General features: G+C 52.1%; 21 protein-coding genes. 13 read left to right on the forward strand and 8 right to left on the reverse strand.

Annotation, left to right across the window (positions count from 1 at the left end):
• Window positions 1–6 precede the first annotated feature (6 nt).
• Window positions 7–939, reverse strand: a complete 933-nt coding sequence (gene rfaD / locus C7433_RS21275) for an ADP-glyceromanno-heptose 6-epimerase (RefSeq protein WP_033738074.1) — start codon at window positions 937–939, stop codon at window positions 7–9.
• A 227-nt stretch (window positions 940–1,166) separates the two neighbouring features.
• Between rfaD and C7433_RS21280 the strand changes: the two genes are divergently transcribed.
• Together C7433_RS21280 and tdh are read left to right on the forward strand one after the other, a co-directional pair.
• Window positions 1,167–2,363, forward strand: a complete 1,197-nt coding sequence (locus C7433_RS21280; RefSeq protein ID WP_110268854.1) for a glycine C-acetyltransferase — start codon at window positions 1,167–1,169, stop codon at window positions 2,361–2,363.
• Between the two features lie 9 nt (window positions 2,364–2,372).
• Window positions 2,373–3,401 carry an L-threonine 3-dehydrogenase gene (gene tdh, locus C7433_RS21285; RefSeq protein WP_058709102.1) on the forward strand — a complete coding sequence of 343 codons (1,029 nt, stop codon included), beginning with the start codon at window positions 2,373–2,375 and terminating at the stop codon, window positions 3,399–3,401.
• A 62-nt stretch (window positions 3,402–3,463) separates the two neighbouring features.
• On the opposite strand, the gene C7433_RS21290 is transcribed toward tdh, so the two are convergent.
• Window positions 3,464–4,375, reverse strand: coding sequence for a divergent polysaccharide deacetylase family protein (locus C7433_RS21290; protein WP_110268855.1), 912 nt, complete (start codon window positions 4,373–4,375; stop codon window positions 3,464–3,466).
• Complete coding sequence (envC, locus tag C7433_RS21295) at window positions 4,376–5,677, reverse strand: murein hydrolase activator EnvC (RefSeq protein WP_110268856.1); 1,302 nt, start codon at window positions 5,675–5,677, stop codon at window positions 4,376–4,378.
• Between the two features lie 252 nt (window positions 5,678–5,929).
• Here envC and C7433_RS21300 point away from each other — a divergent pair, with 252 nt between their 5' ends.
• The 5 genes from C7433_RS21300 to cysE all read left to right on the forward strand — a co-directional run bounded on the left by C7433_RS21300 (window position 5,930) and on the right by cysE (window position 9,040).
• A complete protein-coding gene (locus C7433_RS21300) occupies window positions 5,930–6,361 on the forward strand; it encodes a rhodanese-like domain-containing protein (RefSeq protein WP_006121275.1) in 432 nt (143 codons plus the stop codon).
• Between the two features lie 16 nt (window positions 6,362–6,377).
• Complete coding sequence (grxC, locus tag C7433_RS21305) at window positions 6,378–6,632, forward strand: glutaredoxin 3 (protein ID WP_033738087.1); 255 nt, start codon at window positions 6,378–6,380, stop codon at window positions 6,630–6,632.
• 38 nt (window positions 6,633–6,670) lie between these two features.
• Window positions 6,671–7,135 carry a protein-export chaperone SecB gene (gene secB / locus C7433_RS21310; RefSeq protein WP_006121277.1) on the forward strand — a complete coding sequence of 155 codons (465 nt, stop codon included), beginning with the start codon at window positions 6,671–6,673 and terminating at the stop codon, window positions 7,133–7,135.
• Complete coding sequence (gene gpsA / locus C7433_RS21315; protein ID WP_199227875.1) at window positions 7,135–8,151, forward strand: NAD(P)H-dependent glycerol-3-phosphate dehydrogenase; 1,017 nt, start codon at window positions 7,135–7,137, stop codon at window positions 8,149–8,151. Before secB ends, gpsA begins: the two co-directional genes overlap by 1 nt.
• A gap of 67 nt (window positions 8,152–8,218) precedes the next feature.
• On the forward strand, window positions 8,219–9,040 hold the full coding sequence (cysE, locus tag C7433_RS21320; protein WP_006121280.1) for a serine O-acetyltransferase: 822 nt from the start codon (window positions 8,219–8,221) through the stop codon (window positions 9,038–9,040).
• On the opposite strand, the gene trmL is transcribed toward cysE, so the two are convergent.
• From trmL to cpxR, 3 genes are read right to left on the reverse strand one after another with little or no spacing between them, the layout of a single operon-like run.
• The gene (gene trmL, locus C7433_RS21325; RefSeq protein WP_006121281.1) at window positions 9,037–9,510 is read right to left on the reverse strand and encodes a tRNA (uridine(34)/cytosine(34)/5-carboxymethylaminomethyluridine(34)-2'-O)-methyltransferase TrmL; all 474 of its coding nucleotides are present in this window, start codon (window positions 9,508–9,510) and stop codon (window positions 9,037–9,039) included. The genes cysE and trmL overlap by 4 nt on opposite strands.
• A gap of 35 nt (window positions 9,511–9,545) precedes the next feature.
• Window positions 9,546–10,925 carry an envelope stress sensor histidine kinase CpxA gene (gene cpxA, locus C7433_RS21330; protein ID WP_006121282.1) on the reverse strand — a complete coding sequence of 460 codons (1,380 nt, stop codon included), beginning with the start codon at window positions 10,923–10,925 and terminating at the stop codon, window positions 9,546–9,548.
• Window positions 10,922–11,620 carry an envelope stress response regulator transcription factor CpxR gene (cpxR, locus tag C7433_RS21335; protein ID WP_006121283.1) on the reverse strand — a complete coding sequence of 233 codons (699 nt, stop codon included), beginning with the start codon at window positions 11,618–11,620 and terminating at the stop codon, window positions 10,922–10,924. The genes cpxA and cpxR overlap by 4 nt, the downstream gene beginning before the upstream one ends.
• Window positions 11,621–11,768: 148 nt before the next feature.
• Here cpxR and cpxP point away from each other — a divergent pair, with 148 nt between their 5' ends.
• The 6 genes from cpxP to C7433_RS21365 all read left to right on the forward strand — a co-directional run bounded on the left by cpxP (window position 11,769) and on the right by C7433_RS21365 (window position 17,190).
• A complete protein-coding gene (gene cpxP / locus C7433_RS21340) occupies window positions 11,769–12,278 on the forward strand; it encodes a cell-envelope stress modulator CpxP (RefSeq protein WP_033738090.1) in 510 nt (169 codons plus the stop codon).
• A gap of 435 nt (window positions 12,279–12,713) precedes the next feature.
• The gene (locus C7433_RS21345; RefSeq protein ID WP_028723167.1) at window positions 12,714–12,878 is read left to right on the forward strand and encodes a KGG domain-containing protein; all 165 of its coding nucleotides are present in this window, start codon (window positions 12,714–12,716) and stop codon (window positions 12,876–12,878) included.
• A 231-nt stretch (window positions 12,879–13,109) separates the two neighbouring features.
• Window positions 13,110–14,012 (forward strand): CDF family cation-efflux transporter FieF, encoded by a 903-nt coding sequence (gene fieF, locus C7433_RS21350; RefSeq protein ID WP_110268857.1) that lies wholly within the window; start codon window positions 13,110–13,112, stop codon window positions 14,010–14,012.
• 205 nt (window positions 14,013–14,217) lie between these two features.
• On the forward strand, window positions 14,218–15,180 hold the full coding sequence (gene pfkA / locus C7433_RS21355; protein WP_006121288.1) for a 6-phosphofructokinase: 963 nt from the start codon (window positions 14,218–14,220) through the stop codon (window positions 15,178–15,180).
• A gap of 138 nt (window positions 15,181–15,318) precedes the next feature.
• Window positions 15,319–16,308 (forward strand): sulfate ABC transporter substrate-binding protein, encoded by a 990-nt coding sequence (locus C7433_RS21360; protein WP_033738094.1) that lies wholly within the window; start codon window positions 15,319–15,321, stop codon window positions 16,306–16,308.
• A 108-nt stretch (window positions 16,309–16,416) separates the two neighbouring features.
• Window positions 16,417–17,190 (forward strand): CDP-diacylglycerol diphosphatase, encoded by a 774-nt coding sequence (locus C7433_RS21365; RefSeq protein ID WP_110268868.1) that lies wholly within the window; start codon window positions 16,417–16,419, stop codon window positions 17,188–17,190.
• Window positions 17,191–17,221: 31 nt separating this feature from the next.
• Here C7433_RS21365 and tpiA read toward each other — a convergent pair whose 3' ends face one another.
• Both tpiA and C7433_RS21375 read right to left on the reverse strand, forming a co-directional pair.
• Entirely contained in the window at window positions 17,222–17,989 is a 768-nt protein-coding gene (tpiA, locus tag C7433_RS21370; protein WP_033738096.1) for a triose-phosphate isomerase, read from the reverse strand.
• A 120-nt stretch (window positions 17,990–18,109) separates the two neighbouring features.
• Complete coding sequence (locus C7433_RS21375) at window positions 18,110–18,700, reverse strand: DUF1454 family protein (protein ID WP_006121292.1); 591 nt, start codon at window positions 18,698–18,700, stop codon at window positions 18,110–18,112.
• Window positions 18,701–18,736: the final 36 nt, after the last annotated feature.

Raw genomic sequence — 18,736 nt, forward strand, 5'->3', positions numbered from 1 at the left:
CGTTCCTTAGACGTTGCGGTTTAACCAGGCCATATATTCAGACACGCCCTGTGCCACTGTTTTAAAAGGCTTGTCGTAGCCTGCCTCACGCAGTTTCGTCAGATCAGCCTGGGTATAAGCCTGATAACGGCCTTTCAGTTTTTCCGGGAAAGGAATGTATTCAATTTCACCTTTCTGATGGAAATTAAGCACGGCGTCCGCAACTTCCTGGAACGATTCGGCGCGGCCTGTGCCGCAGTTATAAATCCCGGAAATGCCGTTCTCCCAGCACCACAGATTGACTGACACAACATCATCAACATGAATAAAATCGCGTTTAAAGCTGTCGCTGCCCTCGAACAGTTTTGGATTTTCGTCATTACTGATCTGCGTATTCAGATGGAAGGCAACGCTCGCCATACTGCCTTTGTGGCCTTCGCGCGGTCCGTAAACGTTGAAGTAACGGAAACCACAGACTGGTGACGTTGCTTCTGGCAGAATCTGGCGTACATAGTGGTCAAACAGCATTTTTGAGTAGCCGTAAACGTTTAGCGGCTGCTCGTACTGACGCTCTTCGATGAAATTCTCATTGCGTCCACCATAGGTGGCTGCCGAAGAGGCATACAGAAAGGGGATTTCACGCTCAAGGCAAAAGTGCAGCAGGTCTTTTGAGTACTGATAGTTATTATCCATCATGTACTTACCATCCCACTCCGTTGTGGCTGAGCAGGCACCTTCATGGAACACCGCTTCAATCGGACCCAGATCTTCACCCGACATGATGTAGGTTAAGAACTCTTCTTTATCCATGTAATCTGTGATGTCCAGATCGGCAAGATTCACGAACTTGGTGCCATCTTTCAGATTATCTACGACCAGAATATCTGTATGGCCACGATCGTTCAGCGTCTTAACGATATTGCTGCCGATCATACCTGCGCCACCGGTTACGATAATCATATTGCTACCTTTAACGTTTTGTGGTGAAACGGGACGTCTCACGCGTAATGTCACCATCATAACATTTCATCCCGTCACAGACAGCCAGATGACTCCGTAAGGTCAGGACCCAAAATGCCTGTGACGTGAACTGTGCTACATAATTCACATTATTTTGGTCGATTAGGCGTTAAAAGGCGATATGTTCAGTCGTATTTGCCCCTACCTACCTTTTCAGGAGTGTAATAATGTCAGCGCATTTTTATCAGCATATTCGTCAGCAACTGGCTATCGCCCAGCAAGAAGGGCTGTTCAAAAAAGAACGTATTATCACTTCCGCGCAGCAGGCTGAAATCGACGTTGGGCATCATCACGCTGTCATTAATTTCTGTGCAAATAATTACCTTGGGCTGGCTAACCATCCTGCTTTGATTCAGGCCGCGAAAGAGGGAATGGATTCGCACGGTTTTGGGATGGCATCGGTGCGCTTTATATGTGGTACGCAGGATAAGCACAAACAATTGGAAAGAAAACTGGCTGATTTTCTGGGTATGGAAGACGCCATACTTTACTCCTCCTGCTTCGATGCGAATGGCGGATTATTTGAAACACTGCTGGGGGCTGAGGATGCCATCATTTCTGACGCACTTAATCACGCGTCGATTATTGATGGTGTGCGTCTGTGTAAAGCACAACGCTACCGTTACGCCAATAATGACATGACCGAGTTACGTGCCCGCCTGCAGGAAGCCAAAGATAACGGCGCAAAGACCATCATGATTGCAACCGATGGCGTCTTCTCTATGGATGGCGTAATTGCCAATCTGAAAGGCATTTGCGATTTGGCAGACGAATACTCAGCCCTGGTCATGGTCGATGATTCCCATGCGGTGGGTTTTGTGGGAAAGGCAGGGCGGGGAACGCATGAGTATTGTGATGTCATGGGGCGGGTAGACATCATCACCGGCACCCTGGGTAAGGCGCTGGGGGGGGCTTCCGGTGGCTATACGGCAGCCAAAGCCGAGGTTATAGAATGGCTACGTCAGCGTTCAAGACCTTATCTGTTCTCTAATTCACTGGCACCCGCAATCGTGGCTGCCTCATTGCGCGTTCTGGATCTGTTAAGCGAAGGCGACGGACTGCGTCAGCGCCTCTGGGAAAACGCACGCCTGTTCCGTGAAAAAATGACGGCAGCGGGCTTTACGCTGGCGGGGGCCGATCACGCCATCATTCCGGTCATGCTGGGCGAAGCCAGCGTAGCGCAGGCGTTTGCACATCTGCTTCAGCAGGAGGGGATTTATGTGACCGGATTTTTCTATCCGGTAGTGCCAAAAGGTCAGGCACGTATTCGCACACAAATTTCAGCCGCGCACAGCCAGCAGCAGCTCGATACCGCTGTGGCCGCTTTCACGCGGATTGGTAAGCAACTTGGTGTGATCGCCTGAGGACAGACCATGAAAGCACTTGCGAAACTGAAAAAAGAGCAGGGTATCTGGATGGTTAACGATGCGCCCATTCCGGAGCCTGGCCACAACGATTTGCTGATCAAAATCCGCAAAACCGCGATCTGCGGCACCGATGTACATATTTACAACTGGGACGACTGGTCCCGTAAAACGATCCCCGTGCCCATGATTGTTGGCCATGAATATGTAGGCGAAGTGGTGGCTGTGGGGCAGGAAGTGAAAGGGTTTCAGATTGGCGATCGCGTTTCGGGTGAAGGTCACATTACCTGCGGGCACTGCCGTAACTGCCGGGCAGGGCGGACACATTTATGCCGCAATACGCAAGGTGTAGGTGTCAACCGGCAGGGATGCTTTGCTGAATATCTGGTGATCCCTGCCTTTAATGCCTTCAAAATTCCCGACAATATTTCAGACGAACTGGCGTCGATTTTTGACCCGTTTGGCAACGCAGTTCATACCGCTTTGTCCTTCGATCTGGTGGGAGAAGACGTTCTGATCTCTGGGGCAGGGCCGATTGGAATCATGGCGGCGGCGGTATGTCGTCATGTGGGTGCACGAAATGTCGTCATCACAGACATTAATGATTATCGCCTTGAACTGGCCCGTAAAATGGGCGTGACCTGTGCGGTCAACGTGGCGAAACAGGACTTGCGTGAGGTCATGCATACGCTCGATATGCGAGAGGGCTTTGACGTGGGCTTAGAAATGTCGGGCGCACCGCCTGCTTTTCGGACCCTGCTTGACGTCATGAATCACGGCGGTCGTATTGCCTTACTGGGCATTCCGCCCGGTGAAATGGCCATCGACTGGAATCAGGTGATTTTTAAAGGGCTGTTTATTAAGGGCATTTACGGGCGGGAGATGTTTGAAACCTGGTACAAGATGGCCGCACTGATACAGTCAGGTCTGGATCTCACCCCGATCATTACACATCGCTACGATATAGATGACTTTCAGCGAGGTTTTGATGATATGCGGTCGGGGCAATCAGGAAAGGTGATTCTGAGCTGGACGTAATGTTGCCCTTTGTTTTTTAACGTTGACGCTCAGCATCGGGTTTAAGGCCGATGCTGAGTGTGTCAAAAAAGTGCATTAATACGGCGATACAGCGGGCTCTCAGCGATGCTCTCACCAATCACGCCCAGTGCGCGTGTAGCAGGCACAGGTGACAGTGGTTGCTTTACTTTACATTCGCCTGGCGGCTGGAAGCCTTGCACTGGTTTATTGCGCGGCAGGGTTTTTGCCGGCGAAGCACTGCCGTTACGCAGCGGCTCATTTAATAACTGACCCGGTGTCACCAGCGTAATATCCGCAGGCAAAGTGGGCAGCATTTGTTGCAACACGCGCACAGTGTTCGGGTGCGGGTGACCAATCGCAATCGCATAGCCATCCCGCTCGGCCAGTTTCACTGCCCGACTAAATTGCTGACGGATGGCGTTGATGTCCTGGCTGTCGTCCAGAAAGACCCTGCGCTTTAGCACTCTGACATTCGTGCCCTGGGCGGCGGGTACAGACTGGCTGTTGCCAATCGTCATGCTGTCAAGGAAGTACAGATTGTACTGGTTAAGGGCCTGCATGACTTTTTGCATACCCGGCAGACTGGACGTCATTTTGCTGCCCATATGGTTATTCAGCCCCACCGCATAAGGCACGTTATTTACTGCACTGCGGATGATGCGATCAATCTCGGCGCTGCTCATCTCGGGCGTTAACGTGTTTTTTTCAAGGGGTTGCTTACTGAGAGGGGCCATGGGCAGATGAATCAGGACTTCGTGTCCGCCCTGATGCGCTTTGATTGCCATTTGACGTGCATAGGGCGCATCGGGGAGGACGGCAACCGATATCGCCTGCGGCATCTGCAACACTTTATTCTCTTCTGTAGGCCGGTAGCCGACATCATCAATAACAATGGCGAGCTTACCGGCCTGGGCTGCGAAACTGAGCAGCAATCCACTCAGCAGCGCAACCAGGGTCTTTCGCTGACGTAACACTTATTTTCCTAACCACGGAAGTGGATTAACCGCTTTACCCTGACGCCGGATTTCAAAGTAGAGCGAAGGTGTACCACGGCCACCGCTGGTGCCGACCAGGGCAATAGGCTGACCTGCTTTTACCTGAGCGCCGACGCTGACCAGTGCGCTTTGGTTGTAACCATAGAGGCTCATATCCCCTTTGCCATGTTCAATCACGACGACGAGGCCATAACCCTGTAACCAGTCAGCCATCAACACGCGACCATCGGCAATGGCTTTAACTTCTGTGCCCTCAGGCGCGTTAATGACCAGCCCTTTCCAGCGTAATTCGCCCTGAAGCTCCTCACCGAAGCGATGCTCAATCCGTCCTCTTACTGGCCAGATGTCCTGACCATTTGGCCGCCCAAGCCCGCCTGTGCGCGCCATCAGTTCGCGTTCACTCTGGGTTGGCTGATAGCTGGAGCCTTTCGCTTTTGCCTGCACCTGACGCTGGCGGACTTTTTCAGCCTCACGCGCTTCCCGTGCGGCGCGTTCACGCGCTTCTCGCTCGGCACGGGCAATTTTGTCTTGCAGGCGGCTTTCGTTCTGCCGCATCTCGACCAAATCAGCCTGATCTTTCTGCAGCGCACTTTCCAGAGAGGTTAGCGTTTTTTTGCGGGCGGCACTGGCTTGCTGAAGTTTGTCTTGCTGTGCTTGCTGCTGAGTTAACAACGATTTTTGCTGCTGCTGTTTTTGTTCCAGCGATGCGCGCTGTTGAGCCAGTTCCTTGCGGGTAGTTTGCAGGGCGGTGATATTTTCCTGACGTGCCGTGTTCAGGTAACCAAAGTAGGCCAGGATGCGCTCGCTGCGCTGACTTTCTTCACCACCTAACAGCAGTTGCAGGCCCTTGTGCTGGCCCTGACGAAAAGCGGCATCCAGTTGCTCTGCCAGCAGTTTTTCCTGCTGAGCCTGTTGTTTCTCAAGGTGGGCAACGGAGGCGGTGACCTGCGCGATGTCATTGTTTAAGACGGACAGACTATTGCGCGTTTCACGCAACTGCCGGCTGGCCTGCGCAATGATTTTTTCCTGACTTTGCAGCTGATTAAGCAACTGGCTGCGCTGGGCTTTTTGCGCCTTAACGCTTTTTTCTTTTTCAGCAATTTCCTGCTGAATGGATTTCAGTTGCGCTTTGTTATCATCAGCGGCCAGCCCGGGTAAGGGCAATGACAACAGGCCCGCATAAAGCAGGCTAAAAGACAGAACGGACAAGCGTGTAAACAGCGGCACGGTAACGCCGTTGTGACGGGTCCATGTTGGCAGAGCAGGTGTCTTTCCCTTCATAGGTCGATGATTATTCCACGATGAACAGTTGCTTACCAGCATTGCCGACCGGCTTTTGCTTCCCTAAACGTGACCATTTTCAACAGTACAAGGCATAAGCGTCACGACATTTTTGCCATTCGGTGAATTTTTTTGGAAAATGACGCACAAATTATCACTCTGCCCGCTTAGCGTCTGTACATGCGAAGTGGCGCAGGTATACTCAGAAGCCTTGTTTTAGCTTATTAGCCCGGTCTGGAGTCGTTACCCCTCATGCAAGAAATTATGCAGTTTGCAAGCAATCACCCCATCCTGAGTCTGGCATGGGTCGTTTTACTTATACTGGTGATTGTGACCACCGTTAAAGGGATGTTCTCTAAAGTAAAAACGATCAGTCGAGGCGAAGCAACCCGACTTATTAACAAAGAGGATGCGGTGGTGGTAGACGTGCGTTCGCGCGACGATTACCGCAAGGGGCATATTTCGGGCGCGGTCAACGTCGCTGCAGCTGATATCAAGAAAGGCAGTTTTGGCGAGCTGGAAAAGCATAAAACACAGCCCATAATTGTGGTATGCGCTACCGGGCAGAGCGCGGCCGATCCTGCTGCACATCTGAGCGCGGCAGGTTTCAATCAGGTGAGCGTGCTCAAAGACGGTATTAGCGGTTGGAGCGGCGAAAATCTGCCGTTAGTTCGCGGTAAATAACCATCCTGAGGTCCCTATGGCAAACGTTGAGATTTATACCAAACCAACCTGTCCGTATTGTCATCGCGCAAAAGCGCTGCTGAATGAGAAAGGCGCGGCGTTCCAGGAGATCCCCATTGATGGGGACATGGCAAAACGTGAAGAGATGATTAAGCGCAGCGGCCGCACGACAGTGCCTCAGATCTTTATTGATGGCCAGCATATTGGTGGCTGCGACGATTTGATGGCACTTAACGATCGTCAGGGTTTAGATCCGTTACTTCAGGCGTAGTTTTACGCCAGACATTTTAACTTACAGGACTTAGTCACATGTCAGAACATAACACTAACGAAATGCAATTCCAGATTCAGCGCGTTTACACGAAGGATATTTCTTTTGAAGCGCCCAATGCGCCGCAGGTGTTTCAGAAAGAGTGGGAGCCAGACGTTAAGCTGGATCTGGATACTGCCTCTTCGCAGCTGGCTGATGAAGTGTATGAAGTGGTGCTGCGTGTGACCGTTACGGCAACCGTTGGCGAAGATACCGCTTTCCTGTGTGAAGTTCAGCAGGCAGGTATTTTCACCATCGGTGGCATTGAAGGTACCCAGATGGCGCATTGCCTTGGCGCTTACTGCCCAAATATCCTGTTCCCTTATGCCCGCGAATGCATCACCAGCCTGGTTTCACGTGGTACCTTCCCGCAGCTTAACCTTGCGCCAGTGAACTTTGATGCGCTGTTTATGAATTATCTGCAGCAGCAGCAAGGCGAAGAAGCGCAACATCAGGATGCCTGATGACCACTCACGCTTCGATTAGCGTCATCGGTGCCGGTTCATACGGCACCGCTTTGGCGATTACGCTGGCCCGCAATGGCCACCCGGTGCTGCTGTGGGGGCACAATCCTGCCCATATGGCACAACTTCAGTCCGACCGCTGCAACCGTGCTTTCCTGCCAGATGTAACGTTTCCCGATAATCTGACTGTTGAACCTGACCTGAATACCGTTATAGCCGCCAGCCGCGATTTGTTGGTTGTTGTACCGAGTCATGTTTTCGGCGATGTGCTGACGCAGATAAAGCCCGGTTTACGTGATGACTCACGCATCGTCTGGGCAACGAAAGGACTGGAGAAGGAAACGGGTCGTCTGCTGCAGGATGTTGCCCGCGACATTTTGGGCGAAACGATTCCACTGGCCGTCATCTCCGGCCCCACTTTTGCAAAAGAACTGGCAGCGGGTTTACCAACAGCGATTGCGCTGGCGGCTACTGACGCGCAGTTCGCAGAAGATTTACAACAGCGACTGCACTGCGGCAAAAGCTTTCGCGTCTATAACAATCCCGATTTTATTGGGGTTCAACTGGGCGGCGCGGTGAAAAACGTCATTGCTATCGGTGCTGGCATGTCTGATGGCATCGGCTTTGGTGCGAATGCACGCACGGCGTTAATTACGCGCGGGCTGGCCGAGATGAGTCGTCTGGGTGCGGCATTAGGCGCAGATGCCACAACATTTATGGGCATGGCCGGTTTGGGCGATCTGGTGCTGACCTGTACTGATAACCAATCGCGTAATCGTCGTTTTGGCATGATGCTCGGGCAGGGTGAAGATGTCGATAGCGCACAACGCATTATCGGACAAGTTGTAGAAGGCTACAGAAATACCAAAGAAGTCAAAGCGCTGGCTGCACGCACAGGGGTTGAAATGCCTATCACCGAACAGATTTATCAGGTGCTCTATTGCGGAAAACCGGCACGAGATGCAGCATTAAGCCTGCTGGGGCGTTCACGGAAGGACGAAAACAGCACAAACTAAAGCAGGAAGCCAAGCGTCATCACCTGTAGCGCCGGTCAAGGCGCTTTTTTTATCGGGAGAAAACAGCATGTCGTCTGATGAGTTAGAACTGGTCTGGAACAACATTAAGGCAGAAGCACGCGCGCTGGCAGACTGCGAGCCAATGCTGGCCAGCTTTTATCATGCGACATTGCTTAAGCATGAGAATCTGGGCAGCGCCCTGAGCTATATGCTGGCCAATAAGCTGGCGAATCCAATCATGCCTGCTATCGCGATTCGTGAAGTTGTCGAAGAGGCCTACCGAAAAGATCCCTCAATGATTGCTTCCGCTGCCTGCGATATTCAGGCCGTGCGCCAGCGCGATCCTGCGGTTGATAAATATTCGACGCCGCTGCTGTATCTGAAAGGTTTTCATGCGCTTCAGGCCCATCGTATCGGGCACTGGCTTTGGAATGAAGGCCGACGCGCCTTAGCCGTTTACCTGCAAAATGAAGTGTCCGTTTCCTTTGCTGTGGACATTCATCCGGCCGCAAAAATTGGACACGGGATCATGCTGGATCACGCTACAGGTATTGTGATCGGTGAAACGGCCGTCGTGGAAAACGATGTGTCCATCCTGCAGTCGGTGACGCTCGGCGGGACCGGTAAAACCAGCGGCGACCGTCATCCGAAAATTCGCGAAGGCGTCATGATTGGCGCAGGTGCAAAAATTCTGGGCAATATTGAAGTTGGTCGCGGTGCCAAGATTGGTGCTGGCTCTGTTGTGCTGCAACCCATTCCGCCTCACACCACCGCCGCTGGCGTGCCTGCGCGCATCGTTGGCAAGCCCGGCAGTGAAAAGCCGTCCATGGATATGGACCAGCATTTCAGCGGCAATGGCGCAGGTTTTCAGTTTGGTGACGGAATTTAGGACTTAATCAACGCGCCAGCGTAGTCGAGTTGGCGCCAGGCTTCGTATACCACCACGGATACCGCATTTGATAAATTCATACTGCGGCTTTCCGCCCGCATGGGAATCCGTATTTTTTGCTCTGCAGGCAGCGTCTGTAGCACCTCTGCGGGCAAGCCCCGACTCTCTGGACCAAACAGCAGATAATCTCCCTGCTGCCAGGCGACGGCACTGTGCGCGGGCGTCCCCTTCGTTGTCAACGCAAACAGCCGCGCAGGTTGCTCGGTCGTCATGAACGCCTGAAAATCAGCATGGAACTTAATGGCGGTGAACTCGTGGTAATCCAGTCCCGCGCGACGAAGGCGCTTGTCGTCCCAGGCAAAACCCAGCGGTTCGATAAGGTGAAGCTGGAAGCCGGTATTGGCGCACAGGCGAATAATATTACCTGTATTGGGTGGAATTTCTGGTTCAAAGAGTACGATGTTAAGCATAAGGCCCCCGGTAACGAGGGCCGAAGCATAGCAAATTATTGTCTGCCAGAGGAGTAAAGTGGCAGCCAGATTGTCAGACGCAGACCACCCAGTGGGCTGTCATCTGCTTTTACCCAGCCACGGTGCTGCTGAATGGCCGTTTCCACAATGGCCAGCCCCAGGCCGGTGCCGCCGGACTCTCGGTCGCGCGCCTCGTCAGTGCGGTAAAACGGTCGGAATATCTGCTCACGATCTTCCGGGCTCACGCCGGGACCATCGTCGTCAACGTGAACGGTAATGCCTGAAATATCAACGGAAAAACTGACGCTGATATGGGTATGAGAGTAGCGCAACGCATTCCGCACGATATTCTCCAGCGCACTTTCAAGCGCATGGGGGTTACCATACAAAGGCCATGGCCCCGGAGGATAAGGGATCTCCAGTGTCTTACCCATTTGTTCCGCTTCAAATCGGGCGTCTTCCAGCACGCCGTTCCACAGCTGATTTGCCTTCATGGCCTCGCTGACCAGCGCGTTCTTATGCTGGGTCCTCGACAGCACCAGTAGGTCATTAATCATGCCATCGAGGCGTTGTGCTTCCGTCTCTATACGTTCCAGCTCTTTGCCTTCACCATGACGGCGGCGCAGCAGCGCAGTCGCCAGCTGTAATCGCGTTAATGGCGTGCGTAATTCGTGGCTGATATCAGACAGTAAGCGCTGCTGACCGTTCATCATCCGTTCCAGCGCACTGACCATCTGGTTAAAGCTGGAACCTGCCGCCAGAAATTCCTGTGGGCCTGATTCCAGTTCAGGATGCTGGCGCAGATTACCGCTGGCGACTTCGTCCGCGGCATATTTAAGTTTCCGTGCAGGACGCGCCAGGCTCCATGCCAGCCACAACAGAAGCGGTGAGCTGATCAGCATGGTAACAATGAGCAGCAGCAAAGGGCGATCAAACAACAGATTAATAAAATCCAGCTGAGAGCTGCTGGCGGGGCGGATCAGATACAGCTGATAGTTATCCTCTCCGTCCCGGACGGCGAAAGGACCTACCATCTCTACCCGGCCATATTTCTTCTTCTGTGGGTGATCGGCGTTATCTGACTGACCGATGAAGTTACGAATGACCTGCATTTCATTATGCTGTGCGCCGATGACCCGGCCTTCACTGGTGACCAGGAGCAAACGTTGGCCGGGTGGAGCCCACTTCTCAATAGCGCGAAATAAGCGCCGCCACCACATCAAATCATTAGGCGGATCGCGTGACAGCTCGGCTTCAACGTGCTGCTCGATCATCGTGCCCTGGCGCTGCTCGCTTTCCAGCAGCGCCGTCATCTGGCGTGAATCAAGCTTGGGTACCATGAGCACCAGCATCAATACCAGTGCCAGCGTCAGCCAGAAAATAGCAAAGATGCGGGTAGTCAAACTGCCTATCATGATGCCGAAACCATCAAATAACCGCGGCCACGTAAGGTCTTGAACCACGGATGCCCATCGCGACGTTCAGGGAGTTTACGGCGCAGGTTCGAGATGTGCATATCGATGGCACGGTCAAAAGGCGTCAGGCGTTTACCCAGCACCTCCTGGCTAAGATGCTCGCGCGAGACAACCTGACCTAAATGCTGAGCCAAAAGGTACAACAGGGTGAATTCTGTGCCGGTGAGATCCAGCGTTTCGTTATCGAAACTGGCTTCCTGACGGCCCGGGTTCAGGCGCAGGCAGTCCACTTCCAGCGTAGGTGAGCTGTTATCGTGCTGCTGCTGTTGTTCGCTCCAGTTCGAACGGCGCAGGATAGCGCGTATGCGCGCAACCAGCTCCCGATCGTTAAAGGGCTTAGGCAGATAGTCATCGGCGCCCAGCTCAAGGCCCAGCACACGATCAAGCTCGCTTCCGCGGGCGGTAAGCATAATCACAGGTGTTTGATACTGCTGGCGTAATTCTTTCAGGGTGTCGATACCGTTTTTCTTGGGCATCATGACATCCAGTAAAAGCAAATCAATTGAGTTATCGAGCAGATTCAGTGCTTGCTCACCATCGCTGGCAACCACCACTTCAAACCCTTCCATTTCTAACAGTTCTTTTAAAAGCGAAGTCAATTCGCGGTCATCATCTACCAACAGGATTTTATTCATTTTTGTAGCCCTCCGCAGGCAAAATAGCGTGTTCCTATGATACCAATCCATCGCTTTACGTACTTTTACACCCCCTGACGGATGTTTGCAGCTATCGCCGTACACTGGCTATCGTTGAATCGCAAAACAGAACGAACTGGAGTAAACGATGCGCAAATTAACCGCCGTCGTTCTTGCCTCAGCGATGGTTCTCAGTCACGCCAGCGCAGGAGCAGCAGAGTCGATGGCGCTTGACGAGGTGCATCACGGCGGATTTACGACAGGCAGTATGACGCAAAATTCGCAAAGTCACATGTTCGACGGCATTGAGTTGACGGAACATCAACGACAACAAATGCGTGACCTTATGCAGCAAGCCCGACATGACCGTCCGGCAACGAATATTGATGATATCGCAGCTATGCACGATTTGGTGACGGCAGATAAATTTAACGAAGCGGCCATACGTGACAAGGCAGAGGCCATCGCCAAAGTTCAGGTTGAACAGCAAGTTGAGATGGCGAGAGTGCGTAATCAGATGTACCACCTGTTAACGCCCGAGCAGCAGGCCGCGTTACAGAAGAATTATGAGCAGCGCCTGAATGCCATGCGTAAGCTCTCAAGTTTGCAGCCAGCTTCGACGCTGCAACCCGTAAGTCGTACCAGTAGTAACCAGTAGTAAATAGTATCCCTGTTTTCCTTGCCATAGACACATCCCTGTCTTCCCCCTCATGATGAGGGGGTTTTTTTTATCTGTTTTTCGCCATTATTTACTGTAGTTTTACAGTGCGCGAAAAAATGATCTGGACGATTGAATGGCAACGTTTTTTTATTTTTCTTACGCACGCTTTCCTGTCTGTTATTACTGTCTTGCCGATCTGTTTTACAGGTCGTGAGTTATTTCCAATCGATTGATAAATATAAAGATTACATTAATTTATTTGTGCATTTTCCTTTCTTTTCAAGGGGCTGTAATTATCCCGCTCCGCTTGCACCTTATCCGGCCTCGCCTACACTTATATTGTCTCAGCAAGGAAGCCGATGCACTTCTGAAATTAACGGAGAGCAGCAACCACATCATGTAGTCCGAATTAATCTATTAATGGAGTAAATTATGGCAGAGCATCGTGGTGGTTCAGGTAATTTCGCAGACAACCCGCAAAAAGCCTCTGAAGCCGGTAAAAAAGGCGGAAAGAGCAGCGGCAACGGCGGCGGCGGTAATTTCAAAAATAACCCCGAAAAAGCCTCCGAAGCGGGCAAGAAAGGCGGCAAAAAATAATTTTGCTGAGCACTGAACCAAATCTGCACGTTGATTTGGCGCTTACTTAGGTAAGCAATCCTTCGCCCCATCGTTACCCGATGGGGCGAAGTCGTATTATCTCTTCCCGTCTTATCCCTCATCACGCTGTCCGAACGGTATCAGTCGGGCGCATCGCCTGCGTCAGTGTTAAACTTAGCCCTTCTCTGCTGTTATTTTACCTCTTCAGTCATGATGTTCATGGAGTGTGGCATGCAGGCTTCGTATGGAAAGTGGGTTAAATCTGCGGCGATTGCGGCGACGCTGCTGGCGACAACCTTGTTAATTATCAAGATTTTTGCCTGGTGGTATACCGGATCGGTTAGCCTGCTGGCTGCCATGGTTGATTCGCTGGTGGACATTGCCGCTTCCCTGACAAACCTGCTGGTGGTGCGCTATTCCCTTCAGCCCGCTGACGCCGATCACACCTTTGGCCACGGTAAAGCGGAATCGCTGGCCGCCCTGGCGCAAAGCATGTTCATTTCAGGTTCGGCACTTTTCCTCTTTCTGACGGGTATTCAGCATCTCGCTTCCCCGAATGAACTGCGATCGCCCGGTATGGGCATTATCGTGACGGTGCTGGCTCTCATTTCGACATTACTGCTGGTGGCTTTCCAGCGCTGGGTCGTACGAAAAACACGCAGTCAGGCGATTCGGGCCGATATGCTGCATTATCAATCCGATGTTTTCATGAACGGGGCAATTTTGGTCGCGCTGGTGTTAACCAGCTACGGATTCGCTCGTGCCGATGCGCTGTTTGCGCTGGGCATTGGCGTGTATATTCTCGTCAGCGCACTTTGGATGGGCTATGAAGCCGTTCAGTCCCTGTTGGACAGAGCCTTACCCGATGAAGAACGACAACATATTATTGCGATTTCATCAAACTGGCCCGGTGTGCAAGGCGTTCATGATGTGCGGACGCGTCAGTCTGGCCCGACGAAATTTATTCAGCTTCACGTAGAGCTGGAAGATCAATTACCGTTAGTGCAGGCACACCGAATCGCCGATCAGGTTGAAAAAGCATTACGCGAAGCCTTTCCCGGGTCGGACGTCATTATTCATCAGGATCCCTGTTCTGTGGTACCGTCAGAGAAACAGGATGCATTCAATTTCTGACGCACAGGAAAGACGTTAGAAAGATGAAAATGACATGCAGCTAACATTGCTAAAAAAATTAGTGAAAAGTTGTCTGACCTGAATCAATTCAGCATCAGGCCTTTGATATACTATCTGCCATCATATGTCGCGCTTACCACATCAGTGTTCATCAGCGTTGCACAGGCCGGATTAACCCTTAGTTTTGAACAATCCAGAGGTTGTCATGATCAAAAAAATTGGTGTACTGACCAGCGGCGGTGACGCCCCAGGCATGAACGCAGCCATTCGCGGTGTAGTTCGCTCCGCATTAAGCGAAGGGCTGGAAGTTTTTGGTATCTATGACGGCTATCAGGGTTTATATGAAGATCGCATGATCAACCTCGACCGCTACAGTGTGTCAGATATGATCAATCGCGGCGGCACGTTCCTGGGTTCTGCACGTTTTCCTGAGTTTCGCAATGATGATGTCCGCCAGGTAGCAATCGAGAACCTGAAAAAGCGGGGCATTGATGCCTTAGTAGTGATCGGTGGCGACGGTTCGTATATGGGGGCCAAGCGGCTCACCGAAATGGGCTTTCCGTGTATCGGTCTGCCAGGCACGATTGACAACGACGTGGCCGGGACAGATTACACCATCGGCTACTTTACGGCGCTGGAAACGGTCGTCGAAGCCATTGACCGCCTGCGTGATACGTCGTCATCGCATCAGCGCATCTCGATTGTTGAAGTCATGGGCCGTTACTGTGGCGACCTGACGCTGGCTGCGGCTATTGCCGGGGGATGTGAATTTATCGTGTTACCTGAGATTCCTTACACTCGTGAGGAACTGGTGGCAGAGATTAAAGCCGGTATTGCGAAAGGTAAAAAGCACGCGATCGTAGCTATTACGGAGCACATCTGTGATATCGACGACCTGGCGCGTTTCATCGAAACAGAAACCAAACGCGAAACGCGCGCCACGGTACTTGGTCACATTCAGCGCGGCGGCGCGCCCTGCGCTTATGACCGCATTCTTGCGTCGCGCATGGGTGCCTATTCGATTGAGTTGCTGATGCAGGGCTACGGTGGCCGGTGTGTAGGTATCCAGAATGACAAGATGGTCCATCACGATATCATTGATGCCATTGAAAATATGAAACGTCCCTTTAAGCGTGACTGGATGGATACGGCTAAGCAGCTGTACTAAGTATTACCGGGCATGCTTAACGGCATGCCCTTATGCCTTCCTCATATTCCCCAAAGTTATAACCGCTTATTTTTAATTCTTTTAGCTATAATCGCGTTTATGTCACGCTTGTCTCATCATGAATGGGGAGAGTGCGCAATGAATAAATGGGCCGTGGGTTTAGGGTTGTTACTGGCATCTGGCAGTGTTCTGGCGAAGGATATTCAGCTGCTAAACGTTTCTTATGATCCTACCCGGGAACTCTACGAGCAGTACAACAAGGCCTTTAGCGCGCACTACAAACAGGAAACGGGCGACAACGTGGTCATCCGCCAGTCGCACGGCGGTTCAGGTAAACAGGCGACTTCTGTCATCAACGGTATTCGTGCTGATGTGGTGACGCTGGCGCTGCAGTCGGATGTTGATGCAATTGCTGATCGCGGTCGCATTGATAAAGACTGGATTAAACGTCTGCCCGACAACTCCGCGCCTTATACCTCCACGATTGTCTTTTTGGTGCGTAAAGGCAATCCTAAAGGCATCCATGACTGGAGCGATCTTATCAAGCCCGGCGTTTCGGTGATTACTCCAAATCCTAAAACGTCAGGCGGCGCTCGCTGGAATTACCTGGCTGCCTGGGGCTGGGCACTGGATCATAACAACGGCGATCAGGCAAAAGCACAGCGTTACGTGAAAGATCTGTTTAAGCATGTTGAAGTGCAGGATTCCGGTGCGCGCGGCGCAACCAATACCTTTGTAGAGCGTGGTATTGGTGATGTCCTGATCGCCTGGGAAAACGAAGCCTACCTGGCGGTCAATAAACTGGGTAAAGACAAATTTGAAATTGTGACGCCAAGTGAATCGATTCTCGCGGAGCCAACTGTGTCCGTCGTGGATAAGGTGGTCGATGAGAAGGGAACGCGTCAGGTGGCGGAAGCCTATCTGAAATATCTCTACTCGACGGAAGGGCAGACGATTGCGGCTGAAAACTATTATCGTCCGCGCAATGAAGAGGTCGCGAAGAAGTTCGCCAGTACGTTTGCGCCGGTAAAATTGTTTACCATCGACGATAAGTTTGGCGGCTGGGCGAAGGCGCAAAAAACGCACTTCGCTGATGGCGGCACCTATGATCAGATCATGAAGCCGTAATCCTTACCGGTTATTCTTGAAGCCAGCGGAAACGCTGGTTTTTTTATGCGTGACATTTACGCGCTGTCAGGTGAGGATGCGAATGAAAACAGTCAGGGGAAGATAACAATGCAGGCAAATCGTCGGGCCTTCATCATCATTGCGCTTCTGCTGGTATTGATTGGCGCAGGGATCCTGGTTGCGGCTACGCATGTTAAAACGAATGCGGATGCGCTTTGGCAAATCGTCAGTGAAAAGTGTCTGCCCGATCAGCTCACGCATGGTCAACCCGCGCCGTGTCAGCACGTTGATCTGCAGCACCGCTACGCGCTGTTGAAAGACCGAAACGGCCCCCTTCAGTATCTGCTCATCCCCATTGATAAAATCACCGGAATCGAAAGCCCACAGTTGCTCCGTTCAGACACGCCGAATTATTTTGACCTGGCCTGGCAGGACAGAGGCGTCGTGGCGCAAAAATATGGCAAGCCCATCAACGACAGTGTGCTGTCACTGGCCATCAATTCCCAGTACGGCCGTACCCAGAATCAGCTTCATATTCATCTTTCATGCCTTCGGCCTGATGTGAGAAAGCAACTGGATGCGCTGACACCCACGTTCACACCGGAATGGAAAGCCGTCACCTTTCTCAGTCATACTTATCACGTGCGTACGCTGAGTGAAGCCGAGCTGGCAGAGCAAAGCGTATTTATCCGTCTGGCCGCTGAGATACCGCATGCACGCGATCAGATGGGCCGCTACGGCCTCGCGTTAGCGCGCTTGTCTGATGGGCGGTTGATACTGATGGCAGTGGAGCGCAACTGGCTGTTGTTAAATAAAGGTTCCGCTGAGGAAGTGCAGGATCACGACTGCGCGTTACTGCAACCCATAAAAAAAGCGGCCTGATTTGGCCGCTCAGAATGGACTAAGCGCCAGGTCAGCCTTGTTTGGCTGCCGCGGCTGCTTTAACGATGACCGCAAATGCATCGGCTTTCAGTGACGCACCGCCAACCAGGGCACCGTCAATGTCCGGCTGCGTAAACAGCTCGGCTGCATTTTTATCGTTGACTGAACCACCGTACTGAATAATCACTTGCTCAGCGACAGCAGCATCTTTTTTCGCGATATGGTCACGAATGAATTTGTGAACGGCCTGCGCCTGCGCTGGGGTGGCTGATTTACCCGTGCCAATCGCCCAGACGGGTTCGTAAGCGATAACCGCATCTTTAAATGCTTCGGCACCCTGAGTGGTCAGTACAGCATCAAGCTGACGTGCACACACTTCTTCGGTTTTGCCTGCTTCATTTTCGGCTTCGGTTTCGCCGATGCACAGAACCGGCACCAGACCCGCTGCTTTTAAGACGGCAAATTTTTTCGCAATGAATTCATCGCTTTCTTTATGGTAAGTGCGGCGTTCTGAGTGACCAATGATGATGTACTTCGCGCCAATATCTTTCAGCATCTCAGCGGAAATCTCGCCGGTAAATGCGCCAGACAGGTTTACATCAACGTTTTGAGCACCCAGTGCAATATGGCTACCGGAGACAGCATGTTTAGCCTGATCAAGATAGAGCGCAGGGGGGGCAATAGCAACGCCACAGCCTTCCACGCCCGACAGTTCTTTGCGCAGACCGTCGATCAGTTCGGCTGTCATATGCTTGCTGCCATTCAACTTCCAGTTACCCATAACCAGTGGATGTCGCATTCTATCCTCCGCATAACGCGATACATGAAATGGCGCTGCCCTGGGGCAACGTTGTCTGCCAGACAGTATAGAGATCAAATAATGCCATGGCTTTGCTTTTCGTCATTTTTGCCCCGTCCATCAGGGCGTAGCCAGCGCCAGTTTTACCGGCTCAATGGCAAAGGTGAGTCCTTTATCCCCGTTATCTGAAACCACGAAACGCAGTGCGCCTTCAACGTGCTCATAGTATCGTGAGCCTTTACCGGCTTTAAGCAGCGTTTCCAGCTTTTTTCGCCCTTCTTCCTGCGTGAGTCCCGGCACAAAAAAACGTAACATGGCGGTCATATAATCAAGCGCCTTAGCCTGCGAGGCGCTCTGGTCAGGCCCCGGAATCGGCAGCCACGTGATCTGCAACGTTTTGATTTTGCCCGTGCCCGGCTCAAGCGCCGTAGAAGAATAAAGGGTTTCATTAATTTTGGTGGCGGCGCGTGTCAGATCGCTCTTTTCATCGCGCGTATCAATGGCACTGTATTCCCTGAGCGGCAATTGGGGATTGGCCAGGTTGTATTTTTCACGAAACTGGCCAATGGTCATGTCCAGCGTGGGTGCGCCCGGTAACAGATAGGGTGCGGTTGGCATGTGTTCAGCCTTGTCGAGGGGTTGCGGATCGGCGGCAAATACCGGAACCGTCAGCGCGACGCTCAGCAACAGTACGCCTGGCAAATTCTTCATTTTGTCGGCTCTGACCAATAAACTCGATGCCAAATT

Origin of the sequence: Pantoea sp. PNA 03-3 (genome assembly GCF_003201175.1) — a bacterium.
Lineage (GTDB): Bacteria > Pseudomonadota > Gammaproteobacteria > Enterobacterales > Enterobacteriaceae > Pantoea > Pantoea stewartii.